General features: G+C 65.0%; 23 protein-coding genes and 1 tRNA gene. 18 read left to right on the top strand and 6 right to left on the bottom strand.

The genetic code is table 11. The features are described from left to right. Positions 1–194 precede the first annotated feature (194 nt). Positions 195–1,295 (top strand): chorismate synthase, encoded by a 1,101-nt coding sequence (gene aroC, locus WS87_RS10715; protein ID WP_059524168.1) that lies wholly within the window; start codon positions 195–197, stop codon positions 1,293–1,295. Between the two features lie 69 nt (positions 1,296–1,364). Here the strand turns inward: aroC and WS87_RS10710 are convergent, their stop codons facing one another. Continuing rightward, the gene (locus WS87_RS10710; RefSeq protein ID WP_059818029.1) at positions 1,365–2,435 is read right to left on the bottom strand and encodes a LacI family DNA-binding transcriptional regulator; all 1,071 of its coding nucleotides are present in this window, start codon (positions 2,433–2,435) and stop codon (positions 1,365–1,367) included. Positions 2,436–2,673: 238 nt separating this feature from the next. Here WS87_RS10710 and rbsK point away from each other — a divergent pair, with 238 nt between their 5' ends. Genes rbsK through WS87_RS10695 form a run of 3 tightly spaced genes read left to right on the top strand, consistent with a single transcriptional unit; the run spans position 2,674 to position 5,973 of the window. Continuing rightward, a complete protein-coding gene (gene rbsK / locus WS87_RS10705; RefSeq protein WP_059818031.1) occupies positions 2,674–3,603 on the top strand; it encodes a ribokinase in 930 nt (309 codons plus the stop codon). A 58-nt stretch (positions 3,604–3,661) separates the two neighbouring features. Continuing rightward, positions 3,662–4,981, top strand: coding sequence for an MFS transporter (locus WS87_RS10700; protein WP_059818034.1), 1,320 nt, complete (start codon positions 3,662–3,664; stop codon positions 4,979–4,981). 44 nt (positions 4,982–5,025) lie between these two features. After that, a complete protein-coding gene (locus WS87_RS10695) occupies positions 5,026–5,973 on the top strand; it encodes a dihydrodipicolinate synthase family protein (RefSeq protein WP_059524174.1) in 948 nt (315 codons plus the stop codon). Positions 5,974–6,090: 117 nt separating this feature from the next. Here the strand turns inward: WS87_RS10695 and WS87_RS10690 are convergent, their stop codons facing one another. Then, positions 6,091–7,764 carry an electron transfer flavoprotein-ubiquinone oxidoreductase gene (locus WS87_RS10690; RefSeq protein WP_059818036.1) on the bottom strand — a complete coding sequence of 558 codons (1,674 nt, stop codon included), beginning with the start codon at positions 7,762–7,764 and terminating at the stop codon, positions 6,091–6,093. Between the two features lie 178 nt (positions 7,765–7,942). On the opposite strand from WS87_RS10690, the gene WS87_RS10685 reads away from it, so the two are divergent. Both WS87_RS10685 and WS87_RS10680 read left to right on the top strand, forming a co-directional pair. Further along, positions 7,943–8,719 carry an SDR family oxidoreductase gene (locus WS87_RS10685; RefSeq protein WP_059533114.1) on the top strand — a complete coding sequence of 259 codons (777 nt, stop codon included), beginning with the start codon at positions 7,943–7,945 and terminating at the stop codon, positions 8,717–8,719. Positions 8,720–8,751: 32 nt separating this feature from the next. Beyond that, positions 8,752–9,183, top strand: a complete 432-nt coding sequence (locus WS87_RS10680; RefSeq protein WP_059533112.1) for an acyl-CoA thioesterase — start codon at positions 8,752–8,754, stop codon at positions 9,181–9,183. A gap of 109 nt (positions 9,184–9,292) precedes the next feature. On the opposite strand, the gene WS87_RS10675 is transcribed toward WS87_RS10680, so the two are convergent. After that, complete coding sequence (locus tag WS87_RS10675) at positions 9,293–9,838, bottom strand: LuxR C-terminal-related transcriptional regulator (RefSeq protein WP_059447349.1); 546 nt, start codon at positions 9,836–9,838, stop codon at positions 9,293–9,295. A 223-nt stretch (positions 9,839–10,061) separates the two neighbouring features. Between WS87_RS10675 and WS87_RS10670 the strand changes: the two genes are divergently transcribed. Together WS87_RS10670 and WS87_RS10665 are read left to right on the top strand one after the other, a co-directional pair. Further along, positions 10,062–10,766, top strand: coding sequence for a CoA transferase subunit A (locus tag WS87_RS10670; RefSeq protein ID WP_059533110.1), 705 nt, complete (start codon positions 10,062–10,064; stop codon positions 10,764–10,766). A 1-nt stretch (position 10,767) separates the two neighbouring features. Beyond that, a complete protein-coding gene (locus WS87_RS10665) occupies positions 10,768–11,409 on the top strand; it encodes a CoA transferase subunit B (RefSeq protein WP_059533109.1) in 642 nt (213 codons plus the stop codon). Between the two features lie 78 nt (positions 11,410–11,487). Here the strand turns inward: WS87_RS10665 and WS87_RS10660 are convergent, their stop codons facing one another. From WS87_RS10660 to WS87_RS10650, 3 genes are read right to left on the bottom strand one after another with little or no spacing between them, the layout of a single operon-like run. Then, a complete protein-coding gene (locus WS87_RS10660) occupies positions 11,488–12,201 on the bottom strand; it encodes an SDR family oxidoreductase (RefSeq protein WP_059818038.1) in 714 nt (237 codons plus the stop codon). Positions 12,202–12,239: 38 nt separating this feature from the next. Further along, entirely contained in the window at positions 12,240–13,250 is a 1,011-nt protein-coding gene (locus tag WS87_RS10655; RefSeq protein ID WP_059818278.1) for a polysaccharide deacetylase family protein, read from the bottom strand. An 11-nt stretch (positions 13,251–13,261) separates the two neighbouring features. Next, positions 13,262–13,819 (bottom strand): ester cyclase, encoded by a 558-nt coding sequence (locus WS87_RS10650; RefSeq protein ID WP_059818040.1) that lies wholly within the window; start codon positions 13,817–13,819, stop codon positions 13,262–13,264. A 138-nt stretch (positions 13,820–13,957) separates the two neighbouring features. Between WS87_RS10650 and WS87_RS10645 the strand changes: the two genes are divergently transcribed. From WS87_RS10645 to pheS, 10 genes are all read left to right on the top strand, one after another. Further along, entirely contained in the window at positions 13,958–14,863 is a 906-nt protein-coding gene (locus tag WS87_RS10645; RefSeq protein WP_059818042.1) for a LysR family transcriptional regulator, read from the top strand. A gap of 131 nt (positions 14,864–14,994) precedes the next feature. After that, the gene (locus WS87_RS10640) at positions 14,995–15,891 is read left to right on the top strand and encodes an alpha/beta fold hydrolase (protein WP_059818044.1); all 897 of its coding nucleotides are present in this window, start codon (positions 14,995–14,997) and stop codon (positions 15,889–15,891) included. Between the two features lie 80 nt (positions 15,892–15,971). Continuing rightward, complete coding sequence (locus tag WS87_RS10635) at positions 15,972–16,325, top strand: RidA family protein (protein WP_014897238.1); 354 nt, start codon at positions 15,972–15,974, stop codon at positions 16,323–16,325. Between the two features lie 39 nt (positions 16,326–16,364). Continuing rightward, positions 16,365–18,599 carry a RelA/SpoT family protein gene (locus tag WS87_RS10630; RefSeq protein ID WP_059818046.1) on the top strand — a complete coding sequence of 745 codons (2,235 nt, stop codon included), beginning with the start codon at positions 16,365–16,367 and terminating at the stop codon, positions 18,597–18,599. A 97-nt stretch (positions 18,600–18,696) separates the two neighbouring features. Further along, a tRNA-Val gene (locus WS87_RS10625) sits at positions 18,697–18,773 on the top strand. Between the two features lie 271 nt (positions 18,774–19,044). After that, a complete protein-coding gene (thrS, locus tag WS87_RS10615; RefSeq protein ID WP_059818048.1) occupies positions 19,045–20,952 on the top strand; it encodes a threonine--tRNA ligase in 1,908 nt (635 codons plus the stop codon). Between the two features lie 49 nt (positions 20,953–21,001). Beyond that, positions 21,002–21,526, top strand: a complete 525-nt coding sequence (infC, locus tag WS87_RS10610) for a translation initiation factor IF-3 (RefSeq protein WP_071734130.1) — start codon at positions 21,002–21,004, stop codon at positions 21,524–21,526. A 190-nt stretch (positions 21,527–21,716) separates the two neighbouring features. Next, a complete protein-coding gene (rpmI, locus tag WS87_RS10605) occupies positions 21,717–21,914 on the top strand; it encodes a 50S ribosomal protein L35 (protein WP_004191477.1) in 198 nt (65 codons plus the stop codon). 30 nt (positions 21,915–21,944) lie between these two features. Next, positions 21,945–22,304, top strand: coding sequence for a 50S ribosomal protein L20 (gene rplT / locus WS87_RS10600; RefSeq protein WP_004192938.1), 360 nt, complete (start codon positions 21,945–21,947; stop codon positions 22,302–22,304). Between the two features lie 148 nt (positions 22,305–22,452). Further along, a complete protein-coding gene (gene pheS / locus WS87_RS10595) occupies positions 22,453–23,466 on the top strand; it encodes a phenylalanine--tRNA ligase subunit alpha (protein ID WP_014897235.1) in 1,014 nt (337 codons plus the stop codon). Positions 23,467–23,502 lie beyond the last annotated feature (36 nt).

Genomic DNA, 23,502 nt, shown 5'->3' with positions numbered 1-23,502 from the left:
GGGGCGGGCCCGGCGGCTCGCGCCGGGCCGCCCGCGCGGCCGGCCCGTGTGGTCTGAACGGTTCACACGGCCCGCGGGCACGGGACGGCTGGCATAATAGCGGTTTACTTCTTTTTCTCGACCGGCAAACGATCGGCCTGCCAGCGGTCCCGGCAGCGCATCGGTTTGTCCAATTCTCTTTGGGCGGTTCCATCATGTCCGGCAATACCCTCGGCACGCTTTTCACTGTCACGACCTTCGGCGAATCGCACGGTCCCGCGATCGGCTGCGTGATCGACGGCTGCCCGCCGGGAATGGGGCTGACCGAAGCCGACATCCAGATCGAACTCGATCGCCGCAAGCCCGGCACGTCGCGGCACGTGACGCAGCGCCAGGAGGCCGACGAGGTCGAGATCCTGTCCGGCGTGTTCGAAGGCGTGACGACCGGCACGCCGATCGCGCTGCTGATCCGCAACACCGACCAGCGCAGCAAGGACTACGGCAACATCGTCGAGACGTTCCGACCCGGTCATGCCGACTACACCTACTGGCAGAAATACGGCATCCGCGACTACCGCGGCGGCGGTCGCTCATCCGCGCGCCTGACCGCGCCGATCGTCGGCGCGGGCGCGGTCGCGAAGAAATGGCTGCGCGAGCGTTTCGGCGTCGAGGTGCGCGGGTACATGAGCGGTCTCGGCGAGATCGACGTGCCGTTCGTCGACTGGTCGCACGTTCGCGAGAACCCGTTCTTTTCGCCGAACGCGGCGGTCGTTCCGGAGCTGGAAGCCTACATGGACGCGCTGCGCAAGGACGGCGATTCGATCGGCGCGCGCATCGACGTCGTTGCGTCCGGCGTGCCGGTCGGCTGGGGCGAGCCGGTATTCGACCGGCTCGACGCGGACATCGCGAAGGCGATGATGAGCATCAATGCGGTGAAGGGCGTCGAGATCGGCGCGGGCTTCGACAGCGTCGCGCAGCGCGGCTCGGTGCACGGCGACGAACTGACGCCGGCCGGCTTCGTCGGCAACCATGCGGGCGGCGTGCTCGGCGGGATCTCGACGGGGCAGGACATCACCGTGTCGATCGCGATCAAGCCGACGTCGAGCATCCGCACGCCGCGCCGTTCGATCACGAAGTCCGGCGAAGAGGCGACGGTCGAAACCTTCGGTCGTCACGACCCGTGCGTCGGCATTCGCGCGACGCCGATCGCCGAGTCGATGCTCGCGCTGGTGCTGATCGACCATGCCCTGCGCCATCGCGCGCAGTGCGGCGACGTCGAGACGCCGACGCCGAAGATCGCGGGCAGCGCGACCTGAGGCAGCGGGGCCGGCAAGCGCCGGCTCGATCGATTCGATGCGAAACGGGGCGCCTGAGGCGCCCCGTTTTCATTGAGCCGCCGAATTCGGCGGCGCGGCCGATTCGCGCACCCGCAGTTCCGGCAGTATCGCGTAACCGGGCCCGGTTTCGCCGTGCTCGAGTGCGTCGAGCAACGCGCGGGCGGCCTTGCGGCCGATTGCGTCGGTGTCGACCCACATCGTCGTCAGCGCGGGCCGGATCTCGCGAGCCAGCGCGACATCGTCGAAGCCGGTGATCGACAATTGCGACGGCACATCGAGGCCGATCGCCTGCGCTTCCAGCAGGGCGCCGAGCGCGAGTGCGTCGTTGCCGCAGATCACGGCCGTCGGGCGCGTCGCCCCGCTGTCGGCGATCGCGCGCAGGCTCGCGCGCCCGAACGCGATCGTGGCGGGGCCCTCATGCTGGTGGATCGGCCGGACCGCGAGCCCGCGCGCGGCGAGCGTGTCGTGGATGCCGCGCAGGCGGGCCTGCACACGGTCGTTGTCCGCCGAAGGCTGCATGATGATCGCGAAATCGCGATGCCCGAGGTCGAGCAGGTGCGTGGTCAGTCGTGCGAATGCCGCACGGTTGTCGAAGCCGATGCAGCAGTGCGGACTGTCGTCGCGGTAAGCATAGGTGACGACATACGGCACCCGATGCAGGTCGAGCAGTTCGAATACTTCCGGCGGATAGGCTTCGCCGACCAGCGACACGGCTTCGACGCCGCGCGACAGCATCGCGCGCACCTGCGCGAGCGCCTGTGCCGGGTCGTAATTCGAGCAGCCCAGGAACAGCGTGATGCCGTGCTCGGCCATGACCGCCTGCATGCCCGCTACCTGCGACGCGAACACCTGGTCGTCGAGCGTCGGGATGATCGCACCCGTGATGTGAGTGCGCGTGGAGGCGAGTGCTCGGCCGGCCGCGTTGGGAATCCAGTTCAGCGCGCGTGCCGCGTCGCGCACGCGCTGCTGCACGTCGGCCGAGACCTTGCCGGGGTCGTTGTACACACGCGAAACGGTCGCGGTCGACACGCCGGCGAGTTTCGCGACATCCCCAAGCACCGATCGGCCGCTGCCGCGGCGTGCGCGAGTCGTGCCGCCGCTGGATGAGGGCATACTCATCGGTCATCCTCGGGCGCGGCTGCCTCGCAGGCGCCGCGCGTGGTCAAAAACGCCATCGTTTACCCTCGATTCATCGTGGTCCCGCTTGCATTCCCGGTGACGCCTGTGCGAATGTAAGCGCTATCTTGATGCTATTCCGTATTATGTCAGACACAGGCTGCACCCGCATTGTGAAATTTTCGTCGACGATGGCCGCTCCGGCTATTTTGTTTGTCGTAAATGTAAGCGGTTACATAGAATGAAGAGCCACGCAAAATCCCCTCGAATCGCGGTCGTCGGCAGCATCAACGTCGACCTCGTCACGCATGCGCCACGGCTGCCCGTGCCGGGCGAAACGCTGCTCGGCACGACGTTCCAGACCGTTCACGGTGGCAAGGGGGCGAACCAGGCGGTGGCGGCGGCCCGTCTGGGTGCATCGGTCGCGATGATCGGCTGCGTCGGCGACGACGCGTTCGGGGCGCGCCTGCACGACGCGCTGGTGGCCGAACGCATCGACGTGACGCACCTGCACCGGATCGACGGCGAGGCAACCGGCGTCGCGACGATCACGGTCGATGCGCACGGGGCGAACAGCATTGTGGTCGTGCCCGGTGCGAACGCGCGCCTCGATGCCGAATTGATCGACGAAGCGCGCGACGCGATCGCCGGTGCGGCGCTGATGGTGTGCCAGCTCGAGGTGCCGATAGAGACCGTCGCGCGCGCGATCGGCAGTGCGATCGCGCATCGCACGCCAGTGCTGCTCAATCCGGCGCCTGCACGGCCGCTGTTCGACGCATTGCTGGCGCGGATCGACTACCTCGTCGTCAACGAAACGGAAGCGGAATCGCTGACCGGCATCGCCGTCGGCGACGACGTCTCGGCGGTGCGCGCCGCCGAGGCGCTGCGCGCGAAAGGCGTCGGCAACGTGCTGGTCACGCTGGGCGCGCGCGGCGTCTGCTGGCGCGGCAGCGCGGGGAACGGCCGCCATCGGGCCATGGCGGTGGTCGCCGTCGATACGACGGCGGCCGGCGACACCTTCGTCGGCGGATTCGCGGCCGCCCGGGCGAGCGGTGCGCCGATGGACGACGCGATCGCGTTCGGCCAGCGTGCTGCCGCGATCAGCGTCACGCGCCACGGCGCGCAGACGTCGATTCCGACACGCGAGGAAGTGGAGAGCATGGCGGTATAGATTCCGCGACGACGGAAGGCGCGGGCAGACACCCGCCTATGACATGGAGACATTCGAAATGAACGAAGACCAGGCTGTTCCGACTGCGCCGCCACGTATCCGGCGCGGACAACGTATCGCGCTCGCGCTGCTCATGGCGAGCGGAATCGTCAACTATCTCGATCGCGGCACGCTGGCCGTCGCGAGTTCGGCAATCCGGAACGATCTCGGGCTGTCGCTCTCGCAGATGGGGTTGCTGCTGTCGGCGTTCTCGTGGAGCTATGCGCTGTGCCAGTTTCCGGTCGGCGGGCTTGTCGATCGCATCGGGCCGCGCCGGCTGCTCGGCATCGGGCTGATCGTCTGGTCGTTCGCGCAGATGGCGGGCGGCCTCGTGTCCACCTTCGGCTGGTTCATCGTCGCGCGCATCGTGCTCGGCATCGGCGAGGCGCCGCAGTTCCCGTCGGCGGCGCGGGTGGTGAGCAACTGGTTTCCGTTGCGCGCACGCGGTACGCCGACCGGGATCTTCAACGCGGCATCGCCGCTCGGTACCGCGCTCGCGCCGTTGCTGCTGTCGGTGCTCGTCGCGTCGTTCGACTGGCGCTGGGCGTTCTTCATCACGGGGGCACTCGGTCTCGTGGTCGCCGTCGTCTGGTTTGCGTCGTATCGCGATCCGGCGCGTGCGCAATTGACCGCGGCGGAACGAGGGTATCTCGATGCCGATGCGCAGACGACCGTCACGGCCCCCAAGCTGACCTTCGCCGACTGGCGCAGCCTGTTTTCGCACGGCACGACCTGGGGCATGCTGATTGGCTTCTTCGGTTCGGTGTATCTGAACTGGGTCTACCTGACCTGGCTGCCGGGATATCTGACGATGGAGCGTCACATGAGCCTCATTCGCACCGGGTTTGCGGCATCCGTGCCGTTCCTGTGCGGGTTCGTCGGTTCGCTCGTTGCCGGCTGGCTGTCGGATCTGGTGACGCGCCGCAGCCGCTCGCCGGTCGTGAGCCGGCGCAATGCGGTGGTCGTCGCGATGCTCGGCATGGTCGCGTTCACGATTCCGGCTGCGCTCGTGCAGAGCAATACGGTCGCGCTCGCATGCATTTCGGTCGTGATCTTTCTCGCCAATGCGGCATCGGCATGTTCGTGGGCGCTCGCGACGGCGGCCGCACCGCCGAGCCGTGTCGCATCGCTCGGCGCGATCCAGAATTTCGGCGGCTTCATCGGCGGTGCGCTCGCGCCGATCCTGACGGGTGTCATCGCGCAGAAGTGGTCGTTCGTGCCGGCGCTGCTGACCGCGGCGGCAATCGCCTTCGCCGGCGCGATGGCTTACCTGCTGCTGGTGCGCAAGCCGATTCCCGAGCAGTCCGCGAGTGCCGCGCGCGGAGCGCTGCCGGCCTGAGGCCGCCGGCTACCCCCTGTATTCACTGAAGGAAGGAGAAACAGATGCAATCACATCAGCAGGCGAGCACGACCATCGAAGGGATCGTGCCGGTGATGCTGACGCCGTTCGACGATGCCGGCGCAATCGACTACGCGGGCCTCGAACGACTCATCGAATGGTATCTGGCGCACGGCTCGGATGCGCTGTTCGCGGTCGCGCAATCGAGCGAGATGCAATTCCTGAGTCTCGCAGAACGTGCGGAACTTGCGCGTTTCGTGGTCGAGCGGGTGGCCGGGCGTGTGCCTGTCGTCGCGTCAGGGCACGTCAGCGAAGATCTGGACGCGCAGGTCGCCGAGCTGTGTGCCGCGGCGGAATCGGGTGCGCAGGGCGTCGTGCTCGTGACCAACCGCCTCGATCCACAGCGCAAGGGCAGCGCCGCGTTTCTCGATCATCTTCACAAGTTGCTCGCCCGATTGCCGACGGATCTGCCGCTTGGCTTGTATGAATGTCCGGCGCCCTATCGGCGATTGCTGTCCGATGACGAACTGCGCGCGTGCATCGACACGGGCCGCTTCGTGATGTTGAAGGACGTGAGCTGCGACCTGGAGACGGTGAAGCGGCGCGTTGCGCTGGCCGCGGGCTCGCCGATGAAGATCCTGAATGCGAACGCCGCGATCGCATGGGATGCGATGAAGGCGGGCTCCGCCGGTTTCAACGGCGTGTTCACCAACTTCCATCCCGATCTGTATCGGTGGCTGCGCACGCAGGGCGACTCGGATCCGGCGCTTGCCGACGAGTTGTCGACGTTCCTGGTGCTCTCGGCGGTGTCGGAAGCGCTTGGCTACCCGGCGCTCGCGAAGATCTACCATCAACGGATCGGCACGTTCGGATCGATTCGCTGCCGTGCGATCGACTACGACGTGCGCGAGCGGTTCTGGGCACTCGACGCGGTGCTCGACAAGATCGTGTCCGGCACCGAGCATTTCCGTCGGCGGATTGCGGCGCGTTAGCGCCTCCGGTTCGGGGCGCGGTTCGGTGCGGCAATCGCGCGCCCGGTGGCGGGCAGGGCGGCGTCGAATGCTGACGGGACGAAAAAAACGCCGCGCAAGGCGGCGTTTTCCGGCAGGTTACATGTTCGGGTAATTCGGCCCGCCGCCGCCTTCCGGCGTGACCCACACGATGTTCTGCGTCGGGTCCTTGATGTCGCAGGTCTTGCAGTGCACGCAGTTCTGCGCGTTGATCACCAGCCGGTCGCTGCCGTCGTCGTTCTTCACGAACTCGTACACCGCCGCCGGGCAGAAGCGTCCCTCCGGCCCCGCGTACGTGCGCAGGTTCACGTTCACCGGCACGTTTGCGTCTTTCAGCGTCAGGTGCGCCGGCTGGTTCTCCTCGTGGTTCGTGTTCGAGATGAACACCGACGACAGCCGGTCGAACGTCAGCTTGCCGTCCGGCTTCGGATACTCGATCGGCGTGCATTGCGACGCCGGCTTCAGCATCTCGTGGTCCGCATGCTTGTGGTGCAGCGTCCACGGCACGTTGCCGCCCATCACCTTCTGCTCGAGCCCGACCATCAGCGTGCCGAGATACAGGCCCTTCGCCATCCACTGCTTGAAGTTGCGCGCGCGGTACAACTCCGTATGCAGCCACGATTGCTTGAAGGCGTCCGGATACGCGTTGAGCTCGTCGCTCTGGCGGCCGGCCTGCAGCGCGTCGAACGCCGCGTCCGCCGCCAGCATGCCGGTCTTGATCGCCGCATGGCTGCCCTTGATCCGCGATGCGTTCAGGAAGCCCGCGTCGTCGCCGATCAGCGCGCCGCCCGGGAACACCGTCTTCGGCAGCGACAGCAGGCCGCCGGCCGTGATCGCCCGCGCGCCGTACGACACGCGCTTGCCGCCTTCCAGGAACGCGCGGATCGACGGGTGCGTCTTGTAGCGCTGGAATTCCTCGAACGGCGACAGGTACGGGTTCGTGTAGCCCAGGCCCACCACGAAGCCGACCACGACCTGGTTGTTGTCCATGTGATACAGGAACGAGCCGCCGTACGTATCCGACTTCAGCGGCCAGCCGGCCGTGTGGATCACGAGACCCGGCTTGTGCTTCGCGGGATCGATTTCCCACAGTTCCTTGATCCCGATTCCGTAGGCTTGCGGATCGGCGTTCGCGTCGAGCTTGAACTTCGAGATCAGCTGGCGGCCCAGATGGCCACGGCAGCCTTCGGCGAACAGCGTGTACTTCGCGTGCAGCTCCATGCCGAGCTGGAAGTTCTCGGTCGGCTCGCCGTCCTTGCCCACGCCCATGTTGCCGGTGGCGACGCCTTTTACGGAGCCGTCGTCGTTGTAGAGAATCTCGGCTGCGGGAAAGCCCGGGAAGATCTCGACGCCCAGCGCTTCGGCCTGTGCCCCAAGCCAGCGCGTGACGTTGCCCAGCGAAATCACGTAGTTGCCGTGGTTCTTGAAGTTGTCGGGCAGCGCCCAGTTGGGCGTCGTGACCGCGCTGTTCTCGGACAGGAACAGGAAGCGGTCTTCCGTCACCTCGACGTTCAAGGGCGCGCCCTGTTCCTTCCAGTCGGGAAACAGCTCGGTGATCGCGCGCGGGTCCATCACCGCGCCCGACAGGATGTGCGCGCCGATCTCGGAACCCTTCTCGAGCACGCACACGCCGATCTCGGTGCCTTTCTCGGCGGCCAGCTGCTTGAGCCGGATCGCCGCCGACAGCCCGGCGGGGCCGCCGCCGACGATCACGACGTCGTATTCCATCGATTCGCGCGGGCCGTATTGCTCGATGAGGCTTGCGGGGGTCATTGGCGTTCCTCTAACCGTTAGAATGCTTTTATTCGGGAGCGTATTGTCTGCGAAACGAAACGCTTGCCGCAACAGCATGCGCGTAGATTAGCACGATCGTTCTATTTTTTGTGCTAGGGTTATGCTGCGTGGGACAGGGCGCCCGCGGCGGCGAAACGACATCGAAAGGGGATGTGCAATGGGTCGATCGATCAATCTGGAAGGCAAGGTCGCGCTGGTCACGGGCGCATCGAGCGGCCTCGGGCAACGCTTCGCACAGGTGCTGTCGCAGGCCGGCGCGAAGGTCGTGCTCGCGAGCCGCCGCGTCGAGCGCCTGAAGGAGTTGCGCGCGGAAATCGAGGCGGCGGGCGGTGCCGCGCACGTCGTGTCGCTCGACGTCACCGACGTGCAGAGCATCAAGGCGGCCATCGCGCACGCGGAAACGGAAGCCGGCACGATCGACATCCTCGTGAACAATTCGGGCGTCTCGACGATGCAGAAGCTCGTCGACGTGACGCCGGCCGATTTCGAGTTCGTGTTCGACACCAACACGCGCGGCGCGTTTTTCGTCGCGCAGGAAGTCGCGAAGCGGATGATCATGCGCGGGAACGGCAACGGCAAGCCGCCTTACCGGATCATCAACATCGCTTCGGTGGCCGGGCTGCGCGTGTTTCCGCAGATCGGGCTGTATGCGATGAGCAAGTCGGCGGTCGTGCAGATGACGCGTGCGATGGCGCTCGAATGGGGCCGCCACGGAATCAATGTCAACGCGATCTGTCCGGGCTATATCGATACCGAAATCAATCATTACCTGTGGGAAACCGAGCAGGGCCAGAAGCTGCAGTCGATGCTGCCGCGTCGGCGCGTCGGCAAGCCGCAGGATCTCGACGGGCTGTTGTTGCTGCTCGCGGCTGACGAGTCGCAGTTCATCAACGGCTCGATTATCTCCGCCGACGACGGCTTCGGCCTCGCCTGAGTGGATGACATTCAGCAACAAAGAAGACTGTAATGAGCGAATATTCCCCCGTATTTGAAATGTCGATGCCGATCCGCTGGGGCGACATGGATGCGTTCGGCCACGTGAACAACACGGTCTATTTCCGCTACATGGAACAGGCCCGGATCTCGTGGTTCGAGCAACTCGGCATCGCGGGCGGCAACGGTGAGGGGCAGGGGCCCGTGATCGTCACGGCGTCGATGGAGTTCCTGAAGCAGCTGCACTATCCGGGCGACGTGATCGCGAGGATGTCGGCCGCGAAGCCCGGCCGCAGCAGCTTCGACACCGGTTTCGAGCTGACGCGCGCTGACGATCCGGAGCACGTCTATGCGCGCGGTAACGCGCGCTGCGTATGGGTCGACTACGCGCTCGGCAAGTCGGTGCCGTTGCCGCAACTGCTGCGCGACACCATCGAGCGCGCGCTCGCGGCGAAGGTCGGCTGAGCGCGGCGGCACCGAAGCCGGCGCCCGGGCGCCGGTGTGTCGCCATTTCCCGTTGAAAATCTCCGGAATCGGCCGCTTCACGCGGCCGATTGCCATTCCGGGGGGGCTTTTACTGGCCGAGCAGGCGCTGCAGCAGTTCCGGCGTATTGTTGGTGCCGTACTTGCGCATCAGCCGCGCCCGATAGATGTCGACCGTGCGCGAACTGATGTCGAGCACGCGCCCGATCTGCTTGCTGGTCTTGCCGGTCGCGAGCTGCGCGGCGATCTCGCGCTCGCGCGGCGTCAGCTCGACGGCGACGCGGCGCGTCGCGCTCAGGTCCTCGAACGTCCAGACGCCGGCTGCGAGCGGTGCGGTGCGGTCGAGCGCGCGGCCCGTCACGTGGCACCAGAACAGCTCGCCGTCGGCTCGTTTCATGATTCTGTCATCGGCGTAGGTGCCGTTCGCGATCATCACGCGCGAGATGCGCTCGCCGATGCGCTGGAATTCGTCCGGCGACGGATAGAGCACTTCGTACGACTTTCCGATCAGGTCGGCCCGCGCACAGCGGAAGATCGACGCGAGCGCGTCGTTGCAGTCCTCGATCACGCGGTCGCGCGACATCACGAGGCCGAGCGGCGCGAGGTGAAAGGCAGTCTGGTAATCGAGAGCGGGCATGGCGCAGGCAAGCGGAGGCAAACGCTTATGTATTTTTGCGTATTGTGCCGCATCCGCGCCGCATCGTACCCTTTCAGGCATCTCGCGGCGCCTTGTCGCGATATAAAAACAGCGCGCTTCGACGCAGGTATCGCCGTGCATGCATAGAATGATGCGGCGGGCTTGCGGCCCAGTGGGCGCGTGAACCGGTTTTGCTGGTTTCCATAGAGGAAGGGACATACAGATGAACAAAGTCTATCCAAGCGCGGCTGCCGCGCTGGAAGGGATCGTCCGCGACGGACAGACCTTCGCGGTGGGCGGCTTCGGCCTGTGCGGGATTCCCGAGGCGCTGATCGCGGCGCTGCGCGACTCCGCCGTCAAGGGCATCACCTGCATCAGCAACAACGCGGGCGTCGACGGCTTCGGTCTCGGCCTGCTGCTGGAAACGCGCCAGATCAAGAAGATGATCTCGTCGTACGTCGGCGAGAACAAGGAGTTCGAGCGCCAGTACCTGGCCGGCGAACTCGAGCTCGAATTCACGCCGCAGGGCACGCTCGCCGAGAAGCTGCGCGCGGGCGGCGCCGGCATCCCCGCGTTTTTCACGAACACCGGCTACGGCACCGTGATCGCGGAAGGCAAGGAAACGCGCCAATTCGGCGATCGTCATTACGTGCTCGAGCCGTCGCTGACGGCCGACGTCGCGCTTGTGAAGGCGTGGAAGGCCGACAAATCCGGCAACCTGATCTATCGCCGCACCGCGCGCAACTTCAACCCGATGTGCGCGATGGCGGGCAAGATCACCGTGGCGGAAGTCGAGGAGATCGTCGAGAACGGCACGCTCGATCCGGATCAGATCCATACGCCGGGGATCTTCGTGCAGCGCATCGTGTTGAACGCGACGCCCGAAAAACGCATCGAACAACGCGTCGTACGCGCGAAAGGAGACTGACATGGCCTGGAATCGTGACCAGATGGCCGCGCGCGCGGCGAAGGAACTGCAGGACGGCTTCTATGTGAACCTGGGCATCGGGCTGCCGACGCTCGTCGCGAACCACGTGCCGGCGGGCGTCGAGGTGTGGCTGCAGTCGGAAAACGGCCTGCTCGGCATCGGCCCGTCGCCGACCGAGGACGAAGTCGACGCCGACCTGATCAACGCCGGCAAGCAGACCGTCACGACGCTGCCGGGTTCGTCGATCTTCTCGTCGGCGGATTCGTTCGCGATGATCCGCGGCGGCCACATCAACCTCGCGATCCTCGGCGCAATGCAGGTCAGCAAGACGGGCGACCTCGCGAACTGGATGATCCCGGGCAAGATGATCAAGGGGATGGGCGGCGCGATGGACCTCGTCGCGGGTGTGAAGCGCGTCGTCGTGCTGATGGAGCACGTCGCGAAGGGCGACCAGCACAAGATCCTCGACGAATGCAATCTGCCGCTGACGGGCGTCGGCGTGGTCGACCTGATCATCACCGATCTCGGTGTGATCGAAGTGACGCCGAATGGCCTGAAGGTGCTCGAGCTCGCCGACGGCGTGAGCGTGGAAGAGATCCAGACGAAGACGGGCGCGCCGCTCGATGTGAGCGCGGTCGCGTAAGCGCTGGCTTACCGGCGCGACTCTCGACGCCCCGCGTTCCGCGATGGAACGCGGGGCGTTTTGTCATGGCCGCATACGCTACGCGATTGCACCGCCGCCGTCGATCAGTACCGTCGAGCCGGTCGCATAAGGCGTTGTCGCCAGATACACGATCGCATTCGCAACGTCCTCCGGCTGGCCCACGCGGCGTGCCGGAAGGCGCTGCTCGGCGCCCGCGTACATCGCGTCGCGCGCATCGGGCGTGAGCTTGTCCCACAATGGCGTCGCGATCAGGCCGGGCGACACGGCATTCACTCGAACGGGTGCCAGCTCGAGTGCAAGGCCGCGGGCGAGCGCCTCGAGCGCCGCGTTGATCGCGCCCTGCAGGACCGACGATGCGTTCGGCCGTACGCTGAGGTAACCCGACACGAACGTCAGCGAGCCGCCGGGCGCGATATCGATCGAGCGTGCGACGCGGTATGTGCCCCAGAATTTGCTGTCCATCGCGGCTTGCGCGTCGGCAAGCGGCAGCGCGCGGACCGGGCCCGTCGCCGTCTTCGCCGCCGAAATCACGACGTGGTCGAACTGTCCGGCGCGCGCGCAGAACGCATCGACGGCCGCCGTATCGGTGATGTCGAGCACTTCGGCGCGGACTTGCGCGCCCGGCGCGACATCTGCATTGAACCGGGCCGGGTCGCGCGATGCAATCGTCACGACAGCGCCATGTTGTGCGAATGCTTTCGCGGCGGCGGCACCGATGCCGGAACTGCCGCCGACGACGAGTATCTTCTTTCCGTGGAGTGAATCGTTCATGGTGGTCCTTCCGAGGTGATGAGGTGAGCGCAATCCGGTCAGATCGTTTCGGCTTCGCGCAACGTCGACGGGCTGTGCAGGGCAAAGCGGGCAATGTCGTCCTTGCGCATGAAGGCAACGCCCGGATGCGATCGAGCGTAGTGCAGGAATGCGTCCCACGCACGGACCATCTGCGGCGTGCCGCTGATCCGGTCGTGCGCGCTGATCGACATCAATCGCCGCCGCTGTCCGGCTTCCGCGTACAACTGGTCGAAATCGAGCTTGATCTGATCGAGGAACATCGTCGGCGAATAGTTGCGGCCTTCGATCAGCAGGATGTCGTTGTTGCGCAACGTGTACGGAACGACCGCGAAATTGCGACCGTCGACGGTTTCGATGAAGGGCTCGTCGCGGCTGACGTCGTCGATGTGATACAGGTAGCCGAGTTCCTGCAGCAGCGGCAGCGTGTTCGGTCCGCGCCGCAGCCAGTTGCAGTTGTAGCCGATCGGGCGCCTGCCCGTCACTGCTTCGACCATGTCGCGGGCTTCGGTGAGGAAGCGGCACTCGTCGTCGCGATTCATCGCGAACTGCGATCGCCAGGTCGAGCCGTGCGCGGCCGCTTCGTGGCCGCGCGACACGATCTCGCGTGCCAGTTCGGGATGCCGGCGCGCGGCCTCTCCGATCATGTGCGACGTGACTTTCACGCCATGCCGGTCCCACAGGTCGAGAAGGCGCGGAATGCCTTCGCGGTAGCCATATGCGAACCACGTGGCCGACGCCAGATCGACCGGCACCGATGACGGGAATTCGACGGACGGGAACGGGCTATCCGCGCCCTTCGGCGGTTGTCCGCCGGCCTCGAACTGCATCGAGATCGAGATGACGAGGCGCGTGTCGTCCTGCCAGAACCCGCCGGTACCTGCCGATGCGGGGCCCGGTGTCGGGGCGGCCGTTGCCGACCCGGAGGCGCCCGCGGCCATCGCGATGCCGGCTGCCAGCCCGGCGCCCGCTTGTGCAAGAAACGTGCGGCGAGCCGGATGCGTTGTCGAGCCGTGATTGCGGTGAGTCATCGTTTCCTCCGTCATCCGACGAGCCCGAGCTGACGCATCAGCGTCAGGTTGTCCTCGATGTGCCAGTTTTCCGCTATCCGGCCGTGGTCGATCCGGTAGATGTCCGTCGCGATGAAGTCGATCGCCTGTCCGTTTCCGGTCGTTCCATTGAACGTGCCGGTGAAATGTCCGCGAAAGTGCAGGTGCACGACGACACGGTCGCCCGCCACGATCATCTGGTCGATGTCGCAGCGCAGGTCCGGGATGGCCGTGCGCATCGTGCCGGACGCCGCGAGTGGTCCCGCTACACCTTGCTCACGACCGGCCGGCAACGTTCGGTCGACGAAATCGGCCGCGAGTGCGGCGCGGGCGAGGGCGGCATCACCGGTATTCCAGAAGGTGCCGTAGCGACGCGCGGCGAGGATTTGCGCACGTGCCTGCGTAGCCGGCACGTCGGCCGCGACCGTCAGGCTGTGCGCATCGAGAAGGTCGGCGGCGCGGGATGCGGCAGGCGACAGCGCAACGACGCAGGCCGCTGCAGCGATGACGCGGCTGATCGGGCGTGCGATCGAAGGAAAGGGGATCGGCATGGTTTCGGGTGTCCTCTGGATGGCGTCGTGGGGCGACGCGGTACAGGTATGGTAGGTTTCCGTTTCGAGCTGAAATACGGGGAAAAGGCGAATGGATTATTCGAAAAAAGGAAAGGTCGACGCAGGGCAGGTGCCGCGATGCTGATCGACGATCTCCCGGCGCTCGATACGTTCGCGAGAATCGTGTCGGCCGGCAGCCTGTCCGCAGCGGCGCGCGAGCTTGACTTGTCGCTGTCCGTCGTCAGCAAGCGGCTCGCGCATCTCGAGTCGCAACTGGGCGTGCGTCTGCTGCACCGGACGACGCGGCAGCAGACGCTGACCGACGACGGGGCGCAGTTCCATGCGCAGGTGCTGCGCATCCTGGCCGAGGTCGATCGCGCCGAAACGCTGATGAGCGACCGTCGCGGCACGGTCAGCGGCGTGCTGCGCCTGACGGGGCCCGGCGAGCTCGGCCGGCTGCGGATCGCGCCGCTCGTCGCGGCGTTTCAGCGGCAACATCCGGAGCTGATCGTGCAACTGATGCTGACCGACACGATCGTCGATCTGCTCGCGCAGGACATCGACGTTGCCGTGCGGATCGGCAGCCTTGCCGATTCGACGATGATCGCGCGCGAACTGGCGCCGAATCATCGCGTGCTATGCGCGTCGTCGAGCTATCTCGCCGTGCACGGGCTGCCGGCTCATCCGGCCGAACTTCGTGCACATCGATGCATCGTGATGGGCGACCAGCCTCGTACGGAGTGGCGGTTCGACGGTGCACAGGGCGCAGTGACGGTCGAAGTGACGGCCGCGCTGCTGACGAACGACGGCGGTGCAGCTCGTACGTTGGCATTGGAGGGCGCGGGCATTGCGCTGAAGTCGATCTGGGACGTCGGTGCCGATCTCGAGGCCGGCCGGCTCGTGCGTGTGTTGCCGACATTCGCGGCGCCTGCGGCACCGCTCCATGCCGTCTATCCCGGCGGCCGTCACGTGCCGCTGCGCGTGCGGGCGTTCGTCGATTTCCTGCGCGACCAGTTGCGCGAGACGTGGCGCCGCAGTGCGTGAGCGGTCGGGAAGATGCGTCGGATGACCGCGGCCGCGTCACGGCCCGTCGTTGCGAAGCGGTTTACAATCGTTCGCATCGGGCGGCGCGAGTGTTGCCCGCCGCACCGCCCCCGTTCGACAGGATGCCAACGATGCCAACAACCTCAGCGAATCCTCCGGTTCCCCGTCAGCGACGCGTGCAGTGTGCGAGCGCCGCCGGCCTTCACCACGTCGCCTATACCGAATGGGGCGACCCCGCCAATCCTCGCGTGCTGGTCTGCGTGCACGGCCTGACCCGTTCGGGGCGCGACTTCGACCGGCTTGCCGCCGCGTTGTCCGATACGTATCGCGTCGTCTGCCCCGACGTCGTCGGGCGCGGACGCTCCGACTGGCTCGCCGATCCGCGGCTTTATGCGATTCCGCAATATGTGGCCGACATGGTCACGCTGATCGCGCGGCTCGACGTCGAGTCGGTCGACTGGTTCGGCACGTCGATGGGCGGCCTGATCGGCATGGCGCTCGCGGGGCTTCCCGGTTCGCCGCTGCGCCGCATGATCGTCAACGACGTCGGCCCGCGCATCGAGCCCGATTCGCTGACGCGCATCGGCGAATACCTCGGCGTGCAGCCGCGTTTCGCGACCGAACAGGAGGGCATCGACTATCTGACGTCGCTATCGCTGCCGTTTGGCGCGTTGACCGACGACGAATGGCGCGAGATTAACGGGCCGTTGCTGCGCGAGCTACCCGACGGGGGGTGGACGATGCGCTACGATCCGCGCATCGCCGAGCCGTTCAAGGCGACGACGCCCGAGCTGGCCGCGCTCGGCGAGGCCGCGCTGTGGCGCGCGATCGAGACCACCGACGCGTCGCTGCTCGTCGTGCGCGGCGAGCGTTCCGACCTGCTGTCGCGCGACACGTTGGCGGAGATGGTGCGTCGCGGCCGGCACGTGACGCAGGCCGAGATCCAGGGCGCGGGCCATGCGCCAGCGTTCATCGGCGATGACCAGATTGCGCTTGCCCGTCGGTTTTTCGTCGAAAGCGACGCATAAACGCGTCATAATATGCGGTTCGGCGGCACGCGGGCCGCGTCGTCGCCGATTCTCACCCACTCATACGACCGGAACATTCCATGGCAGTCATTCGTCACCACGTCGGAGCGCGTCTCTCCGAAACCGCGATCCACAACGGTACCGTGTATCTGGCCGGCCAGATCGCCGAAGACACCACCCAGGACATCAAGGGCCAGACGCGCGAAGTGCTCGGCCACATCGACCGCCTGCTCGCCGAAGCGAACAGCGACAAGGCACATCTGCTGTCGGTGCAGATCTACATTTCGGATCTCGCGAACTTCGAGGGCATGAACGCGGAGTGGGACGCGTGGGTCGCGCAGGGCAATACGCCGCCGCGCGCGACCGTCGAGGCGAAGCTCGCGGATCCGGCGCTGCTCGTCGAGATCGTCGTCGTCGCCGCGCAACGGAGCTGAGCGAAGCGTTCCGATGACAGCAATGCGCCAGGCCGTGCGATGACCGAATCCGTTTCCGCTTCTTCCGTCGCGGCACCGTCGTTCGACGACGTGCTCGCGTTCGTGCGCGAGCGTGCCGGTGACGCACGCCTGTCGTCGGGCGAGCTGCTGGCCGATCACTCGGCGGGCACGGCGTCGATCATGCGCACGCTGAACGTCGATCCGCACGCGATGCAGGCGGCCGCGCTGTTCGTGCTGACGCCGCACCTGAGCGATCCCGAGCGGGAGCTGACCGAACGTTTCGGCGAAGAGGTCGCGAGGCTCGTATCCGACGTGCGCAAGCTGCTGCGGCTCGGCACCGTGAGCCTGCGCGCGGCGCAGAACGCAATGCCGGACGCCGGGCGCGACGCCGCCCAAGAGCGGCGCACGCAGATCGAGGCGTTGCGCAAGATGCTGCTTGCGTTCGCGCAGGACATCCGCGTGGTGCTGATCCGGCTGGCGTCGCGGTTGCAGTCGCTGCGCTACTACGCGGCGGCGAAGATCGATCCGCCGCCCGACGTCGCGCGCGAGACGCTCGAGATCTATGCGCCGCTCGCGAACCGTCTCGGTATCTGGCAACTGAAGTGGGAGCTCGAGGACCTCGCGTTCCGCTTCGAGGATCCGGTCACGTACAAGCGCATCGCCAAGCTGCTCGATGAAAAGCGCATCGAACGCGAGGCGTACGTCGCGCAGGCGATCGAGCGGCTGCAGCACGAGCTGGCGGAAGCGCACATCCCGGCCGACGTGAGCGGGCGGCCGAAGCACATCTACAGCATCTGGCGCAAGATGCGCGGCAAGGAGCTCGATTTCTCCGAGCTGTACGATGTGCGCGCGTTCCGCGTGATCGTGCCGGACATCAAGGATTGCTACGCGGTGCTCGGCATCGTGCATCACCTGTGGCAGCCGGTGCCGAAGGAATTCGACGATTACATCTCGCGTCCGAAGCCAAACGGCTACAAGTCGCTGCATACGGTCGTGATCGGTGACGACGGCCGCGCGTTCGAAGTGCAGATCCGCACGCAGGAAATGCACCGTTTCGCGGAGTACGGTGTCGCCGCGCACTGGCGCTACAAGGAGGCCGGCGCGCGCGGCTATGGCGGCCAGTTCTCGGCGAGCGACAAGTACGACGAGAAGATCGCGTGGCTGCGCCAGCTGCTCGCGTGGAAGGACGACGTCGAGGACGGCACGGAAGTATCCGGCGACCAGGCGTGGGCCCAACTGCGCGAGACGTCGCTCGACGACGACCACATTTACGTGCTGACGCCGCAGGCGCGGGTGATTGCGTTGCCGCAGGGCGCGACGCCGGTCGATTTCGCGTACCACCTGCACAGCGAGCTCGGCCATCGCTGCCGCGGCGCGCGCGTCGACGGTGTGATGGTGCCGCTGAACACGGCGCTCGCGAACGGCCAGACGGTCGAGATCGTCGCGGTGAAGGAGGGTGGGCCGTCGCGCGACTGGCTGAACCTGCAGCTCGGCTACCTGAAGAGTCCGCGTGCGCGGCAGAAGGTGCGTGCGTGGTTCAACTCGATCGAGCAGGAAGAGAACATCGCGCATGGTCGCGCGCTCGTCGAAAAGACGCTGCAGCGCGAGGGCAAGACGTCGGTCAATCTCGACAACCTCGCCGCGAAGCTCGGCTTCAAGTCGCCCGAGGAGCTGTTCTCGGTCGTCGGCAAGGAAGAATTCAGCCTGCGCAACGTCGAGCACGCGCTGTCCGATGCGCCGCCGCCCGAGCATGCACCCGAGGCGCCCGCCGATTTCGAGAAACGCAGCAGCGGCGCGAGTGTCGCGCACGGCGCGTCGACCGGCGTGCTGGTGGTCGGCGTCGATGCGCTGCTGACCCAGCTTGCGCGCTGCTGCCGTCCGGCGCCGCCGGACCCGATCAGCGGCTTCGTGACGCGCGGCAAGGGGATGTCGATTCACCGCAGCGACTGCCCGACGTTCCGGCGCATGGCCGAACGGGCGCCGGAGCGCGTGTTGCAGACGACCTGGTCGGCCGACGTGCTGGGCGGCCGTGGCGTGTCCGTCTATCCGGTCGATCTGATGATCGAGGCGAGCGACCGGCAAGGCTTGCTGCGCGACATCTCCGAAGTGTTCGCACGCGAGAAGATGAACGTGGTGGGCGTGAAGACGCAGAGTCGCCGGAATGCGGCATTCATGCAGTTCACGGTCGAGGTGTCCAATTCCGCGCAGGTGCAGCGCGCGTGCACGCTGCTCGGCGAAGTGCCGGGTGTCGTGCGGGCGGGGCGCAAGACGTGACGCCCCTGTAAATGGGGTTGGAGCGCAATCATTTTGCTGCGACCGCATAAAAGCGCTTGCCAAATGAACGATAGCTCCATATAATTTCAGCTTCTCTAGGCTCGTAGCTCAGCTGGTTAGAGCACCACCTTGACATGGTGGGGGTCGTTGGTTCGAGTCCAATCGAGCCTACCAACGAATTGAGAATGCCCGGTTTCCGGGTGTTCGATGCAGTAAATAACTCAACGCGAACAAGGCGAATACGGTTATGACACCGCGAACGTTGACCGAAACCTTTTCGGAGCGACGCTAGTCGAGGAACCCTTTCGCCCTTTCAGTTTGAGTGAAGTATCGAATGCGGCCCCTCGAAAGCGGGGCCGCATTTTTTTTGTCGCGAAATTTTCGCGCGTGACTTTGATATCGCGTGCTTGGTCTGCCGCCCACTGTCGGCATCACGGAGATTGCTATGGTTTCGATACGCTTGCCTGACGGCTCAGTTCGACAATACGAGCATCCGGTGACAGTTGCCGAGGTTGCAGCCTCGATCGGTCCCGGCCTTGCGAAGGCTGCGCTTGGGGGCAAGCTCGACGGCGAGCTGGTCGATACGTCCACGGTGATCGATCGCGATGCGTCGCTCGCAATCGTCACGGACAAGGATGCCGACGGTCTCGACATCATCCGTCACTCGACCGCGCACTTGCTTGCCTACGCGGTGAAGGATCTGTATCCGGATGCGCAGGTGACGATCGGTCCGGTGATCGACAACGGCTTCTACTACGACTTCTCGTATAACCGCCCGTTTACGCCCGAAGATCTGGAAAAGATCGAAAAGCGCATGCAGGAGCTCGCGAAGAAGGACGAGCCGGTGACGCGCCGCGTCGTGTCGCGCGACGAGGCGGCCGGCTATTTCCGCAGCCTCGGCGAGAAGTACAAGGCCGAAATCATCGAATCGATTCCGCAAAGCGACGAAATCAAACTGTACTCGCACGGCGGCTTCACGGATCTCTGCCGCGGCCCGCACGTGCCGTCGACCGGCAAGCTGAAGGTCTTCAAGCTGATGAAGGTCGCGGGCGCGTACTGGCGCGGCGACTCGAAGAACGAGCAGTTGCAGCGCATCTACGGTACGGCCTGGACGAAGAAGGAAGATCAGGATCAGTACCTGCACATGCTCGAGGAAGCGGAAAAGCGCGACCACCGCAAGCTCGGCAAGCAGCTCGACCTGTTTCACGTGCAGGAAGAGTCGCCGGGCATGGTGTTCTGGCATCCGAAGGGCTGGGCGCTGTGGCAGCAGGTCGAGCAGTACATGCGCCGCCGCGTGAATGAAGCCGGGTACCAGGAGATCAAGACCCCGATGATCATGGACCGCTCGCTGTGGGAGGCGTCGGGCCACTGGCAGAACTACCGCGAGAACATGTTCACGACGGAGTCGGAGAAGCGCGACTACGCGATCAAGCCGATGAACTGTCCGGGTCACGTTCAGGTGTTCAAGCACGGCCTGCGCTCGTACCGCGACCTGCCGCTGCGCTACGCGGAATTCGGTTCGTGCCATCGCAACGAGGCATCGGGCGCGCTGCATGGCCTGATGCGCGTGCGCGGCTTCGTGCAGGACGATGCGCACATCTTCTGTACGGAAGACCAGATCATTGCCGAGTCGATCGCGTTCAACAAGCTCGCGATGAGCGTGTACGGCGATTTCGGCTTCGAGCACATCGATATCAAGCTGTCGCTGCGTCCCGAGCAGCGCATGGGTTCCGACGAAACGTGGGACCGTGCCGAGCAGGGGCTGCGCGAAGCGCTGACGGCCTGCGGCCTGTCGTGGGAAGAACTGCCGGGCGAAGGTGCGTTCTATGGACCGAAGATCGAGTACCACATCAAGGATGCGCTCGGCCGTTCGTGGCAATGCGGCACGCTGCAGCTCGACATGATGCTGCCGGAACGCCTCGGTGCCGAGTACGTCGCGGAAGACAACAGCCGCCGCCGGCCCGTGATGCTGCACCGTGCGATCGTCGGTTCGATGGAGCGATTCCTCGGCATTCTGATCGAGCACCACGCTGGTGCAATGCCGGTCTGGCTCGCGCCGTTCCAGGCAATTGTGCTCAATATCGCCGAAAGTCAGGCGGAATACGCACAATCTCTGGCCCAAACGTTGCAAAAACAAGGGGTTAGAGTGGCGGCCGATTTGCGCAACGAGAAGATTAGCTATAAAATACGCGAGCACACGCTGGAAAAGGTGCCTTATCTCCTCGTCGTGGGCGATAAGGAGCGTGATGCGCAAACGGTAGCCGTGCGTGCCCGTGGCGGCGTCGATCTTGGCGTTATGCCGATCGAAGCCTTCGTTGAGCGTCTGCAGGAAGACCTGCGCTCGTTCAAGTAACCGCCCTGGCAGCGCGGCTCGTTTTTTTAATTTTTAGAGGAAACGTAACATCGCTACTGATAAGTCGTCGCATCGCATCAACGGTGAAATCACTGCGCCGGAAGTGCGTCTGGTCGGGATCGAGAACGAACCGCTCGGTATCGTAAAACTCGCTGATGCTTTCCGTAAATCGGAAGAGCTGGATGTTGACCTGGTGGAAATCGCGCCGCAAGCGGTTCCGCCGGTCTGCCGTCTGATGGACTACGGCAAGTTCAAGTATCAGGAGTCCAAGAAGCAGCACGAAGCGAAGCTGAAGCAAAAGGTCATCCAGGTGAAGGAAGTCAAATTCCGCCCGGGTACCGATGACGGTGACTACAACGTCAAGCTTCGCAATCTCGTGCGCTTCCTCGAAGAGGGCGACAAGACGAAGATCACGTTGCGTTTCCGCGGCCGTGAAATGGCTCACCAGGAGATCGGCATGCGGATGCTTGAGCGTCTGCGCACGGATCTCGAGGAAGTCGGCCAGGTCGAGCAGATGCCGAAGATGGAAGGGCGCCAGATGATCATGGTGCTCTCGCCGAAGAAAAAGAAGTAACGGGCCCGCGCGCATGCCGCGCAGGTTCGAAAGTGGTTCGGTGCGTTGCCCGGTCAGGGCGGCGCGCCAACAATGACGGCGGCTGCGCAAGTGGTTCGCCGTACACAAGTGGACTGGGTTTCGAAGGGCGGGTCAAGGGCGCAAGCCAACCGCACACCCATCGCCATCAAATAAACTGGAGTTGTTCGTCATGCCTAAGATGAAGACCAAGAAGAGTGCTGCAAAGCGCTTCGTGGTGCGTCCGGGCGGTACCGTCAAGCGCGGTCAAGCCTTCAAGCGCCACATCCTGACCAAGAAAACCACGAAGAACAAGCGTCACCTGCGCGGCGCAACGGCAGTTCATGATTCCGATCTGAACTCCGTCCGCGCAATGCTGCCGTTCGCGTAACCCCTCAACTGATACTCCAAGGAGAGAAACATGCCTCGAGTCAAACGTGGGGTAACCGCACGGGCCCGCCACAAGAAGATCATCAACCTGGCCAAGGGTTATCGCGGCCGTCGCAATAACGTCTACCGCATCGCCAAGCAGGCGGTGATGCGCGCTGGTCAGTACGCGTACCGCGATCGCCGCAACAAGAAGCGTGTGTTCCGCGCACTGTGGATCACGCGTATCAACGCGGCAGTTCGCCAGCACGACATGACCTACAGCGTGTTCATCAACGGCCTGAAGAAGGCGTCGATCGAACTCGACCGTAAGGTCCTGGCCGACATGGCGGTGTTCGACAAGGCTGCTTTTGCTGCGATCGTCAAGCAGGTGAAAGCCGCCGTTGCAGCCTAATTGCGAAATTAGCACTGCGTGGTTAGTTGCAGCGATGTTCCGGTAGTTTCGGCCGCTGCAGCGAAAACGGGGCTCTTCCGAGCCCCTTTTTTGTTTGGCGGGCAGTTTCGCTCGCCAAGACCGAATGACGTTGGAAATGATGGGATCTATGGATCTGGACCAGATTGTCGCCGACGCGCAGCAGTCCTTTGAACAGGCTGCCGACATCACCACGCTCGAAAACGAGAAAGCACGATTTCTCGGCAAGTCGGGTGCGCTGACCGAGTTGCTCAAGGGCCTCGGCAAGCTCGATCCCGAAGCACGCAAGACCGAAGGCGCACGCATCAACGTCGTGAAGCAGCAGGTGGAAGCCGCGCTGACCGCACGCCGTCAGGCGCTCGCCGATGCGCTGCTGAACCAGCGCCTTGCCGCCGAGGCGATCGACGTCACGCTGCCGGGTCGCGGCGCCGGTGCAGGCAGCCTGCACCCCGTGATGCGCACGTGGGAGCGCGTCGAACAGATTTTCCGCTCGATCGGCTTCGACGTAGCCGACGGTCCCGAAATCGAGACCGACTGGTACAACTTCACGTCGTTGAACAGCCCGGAGAACCATCCGGCGCGTTCGATGCAGGACACCTTCTACGTCGAAGGCAAGGACGCCGACGGCCGCCAGTTGCTGCTGCGCACGCACACGAGCCCGATGCAGGTGCGTTACGCGCGCATGAACCGTCCGCCGATCAAGGTGATCGCACCGGGCCGTACGTATCGCGTCGACAGCGATGCGACCCACTCGCCGATGTTCAATCAGGTCGAGGGGCTGTGGATCGACGAAAACATCAGCTTCGCCGACCTCAAGGGCGTCTATACCGATTTCCTGAAGAAATTCTTCGAGCGCGACGACATCCTCGTGCGCTTCCGTCCGTCGTATTTCCCGTTCACGGAACCGTCGGCCGAGATCGACATGATGTTCGAGCACGGCAAGAACGCCGGCAAATGGCTCGAGATCTCGGGCTCGGGGCAGGTGCATCCGACCGTGATCCGCAACATGGGCCTCGATCCCGAGCGCTACATCGGCTTTGCGTTCGGCAGCGGCCTCGAGCGCCTGACGATGCTGCGCTACGGCGTGCAGGATCTCCGGCTGTTCTTCGAGAACGACCTGCGTTTCCTGCGCCAGTTCGCATAACGCACGCGCCGCGCCGCCATGTGCCCGCGCATGCCC

The sequence above is a fragment of the Burkholderia sp. MSMB0856 genome (genome assembly GCF_001524645.2).
GTDB lineage: Bacteria > Pseudomonadota > Gammaproteobacteria > Burkholderiales > Burkholderiaceae > Burkholderia > Burkholderia diffusa.
This window is presented reverse-complemented; position numbering and strand designations above follow the sequence as displayed.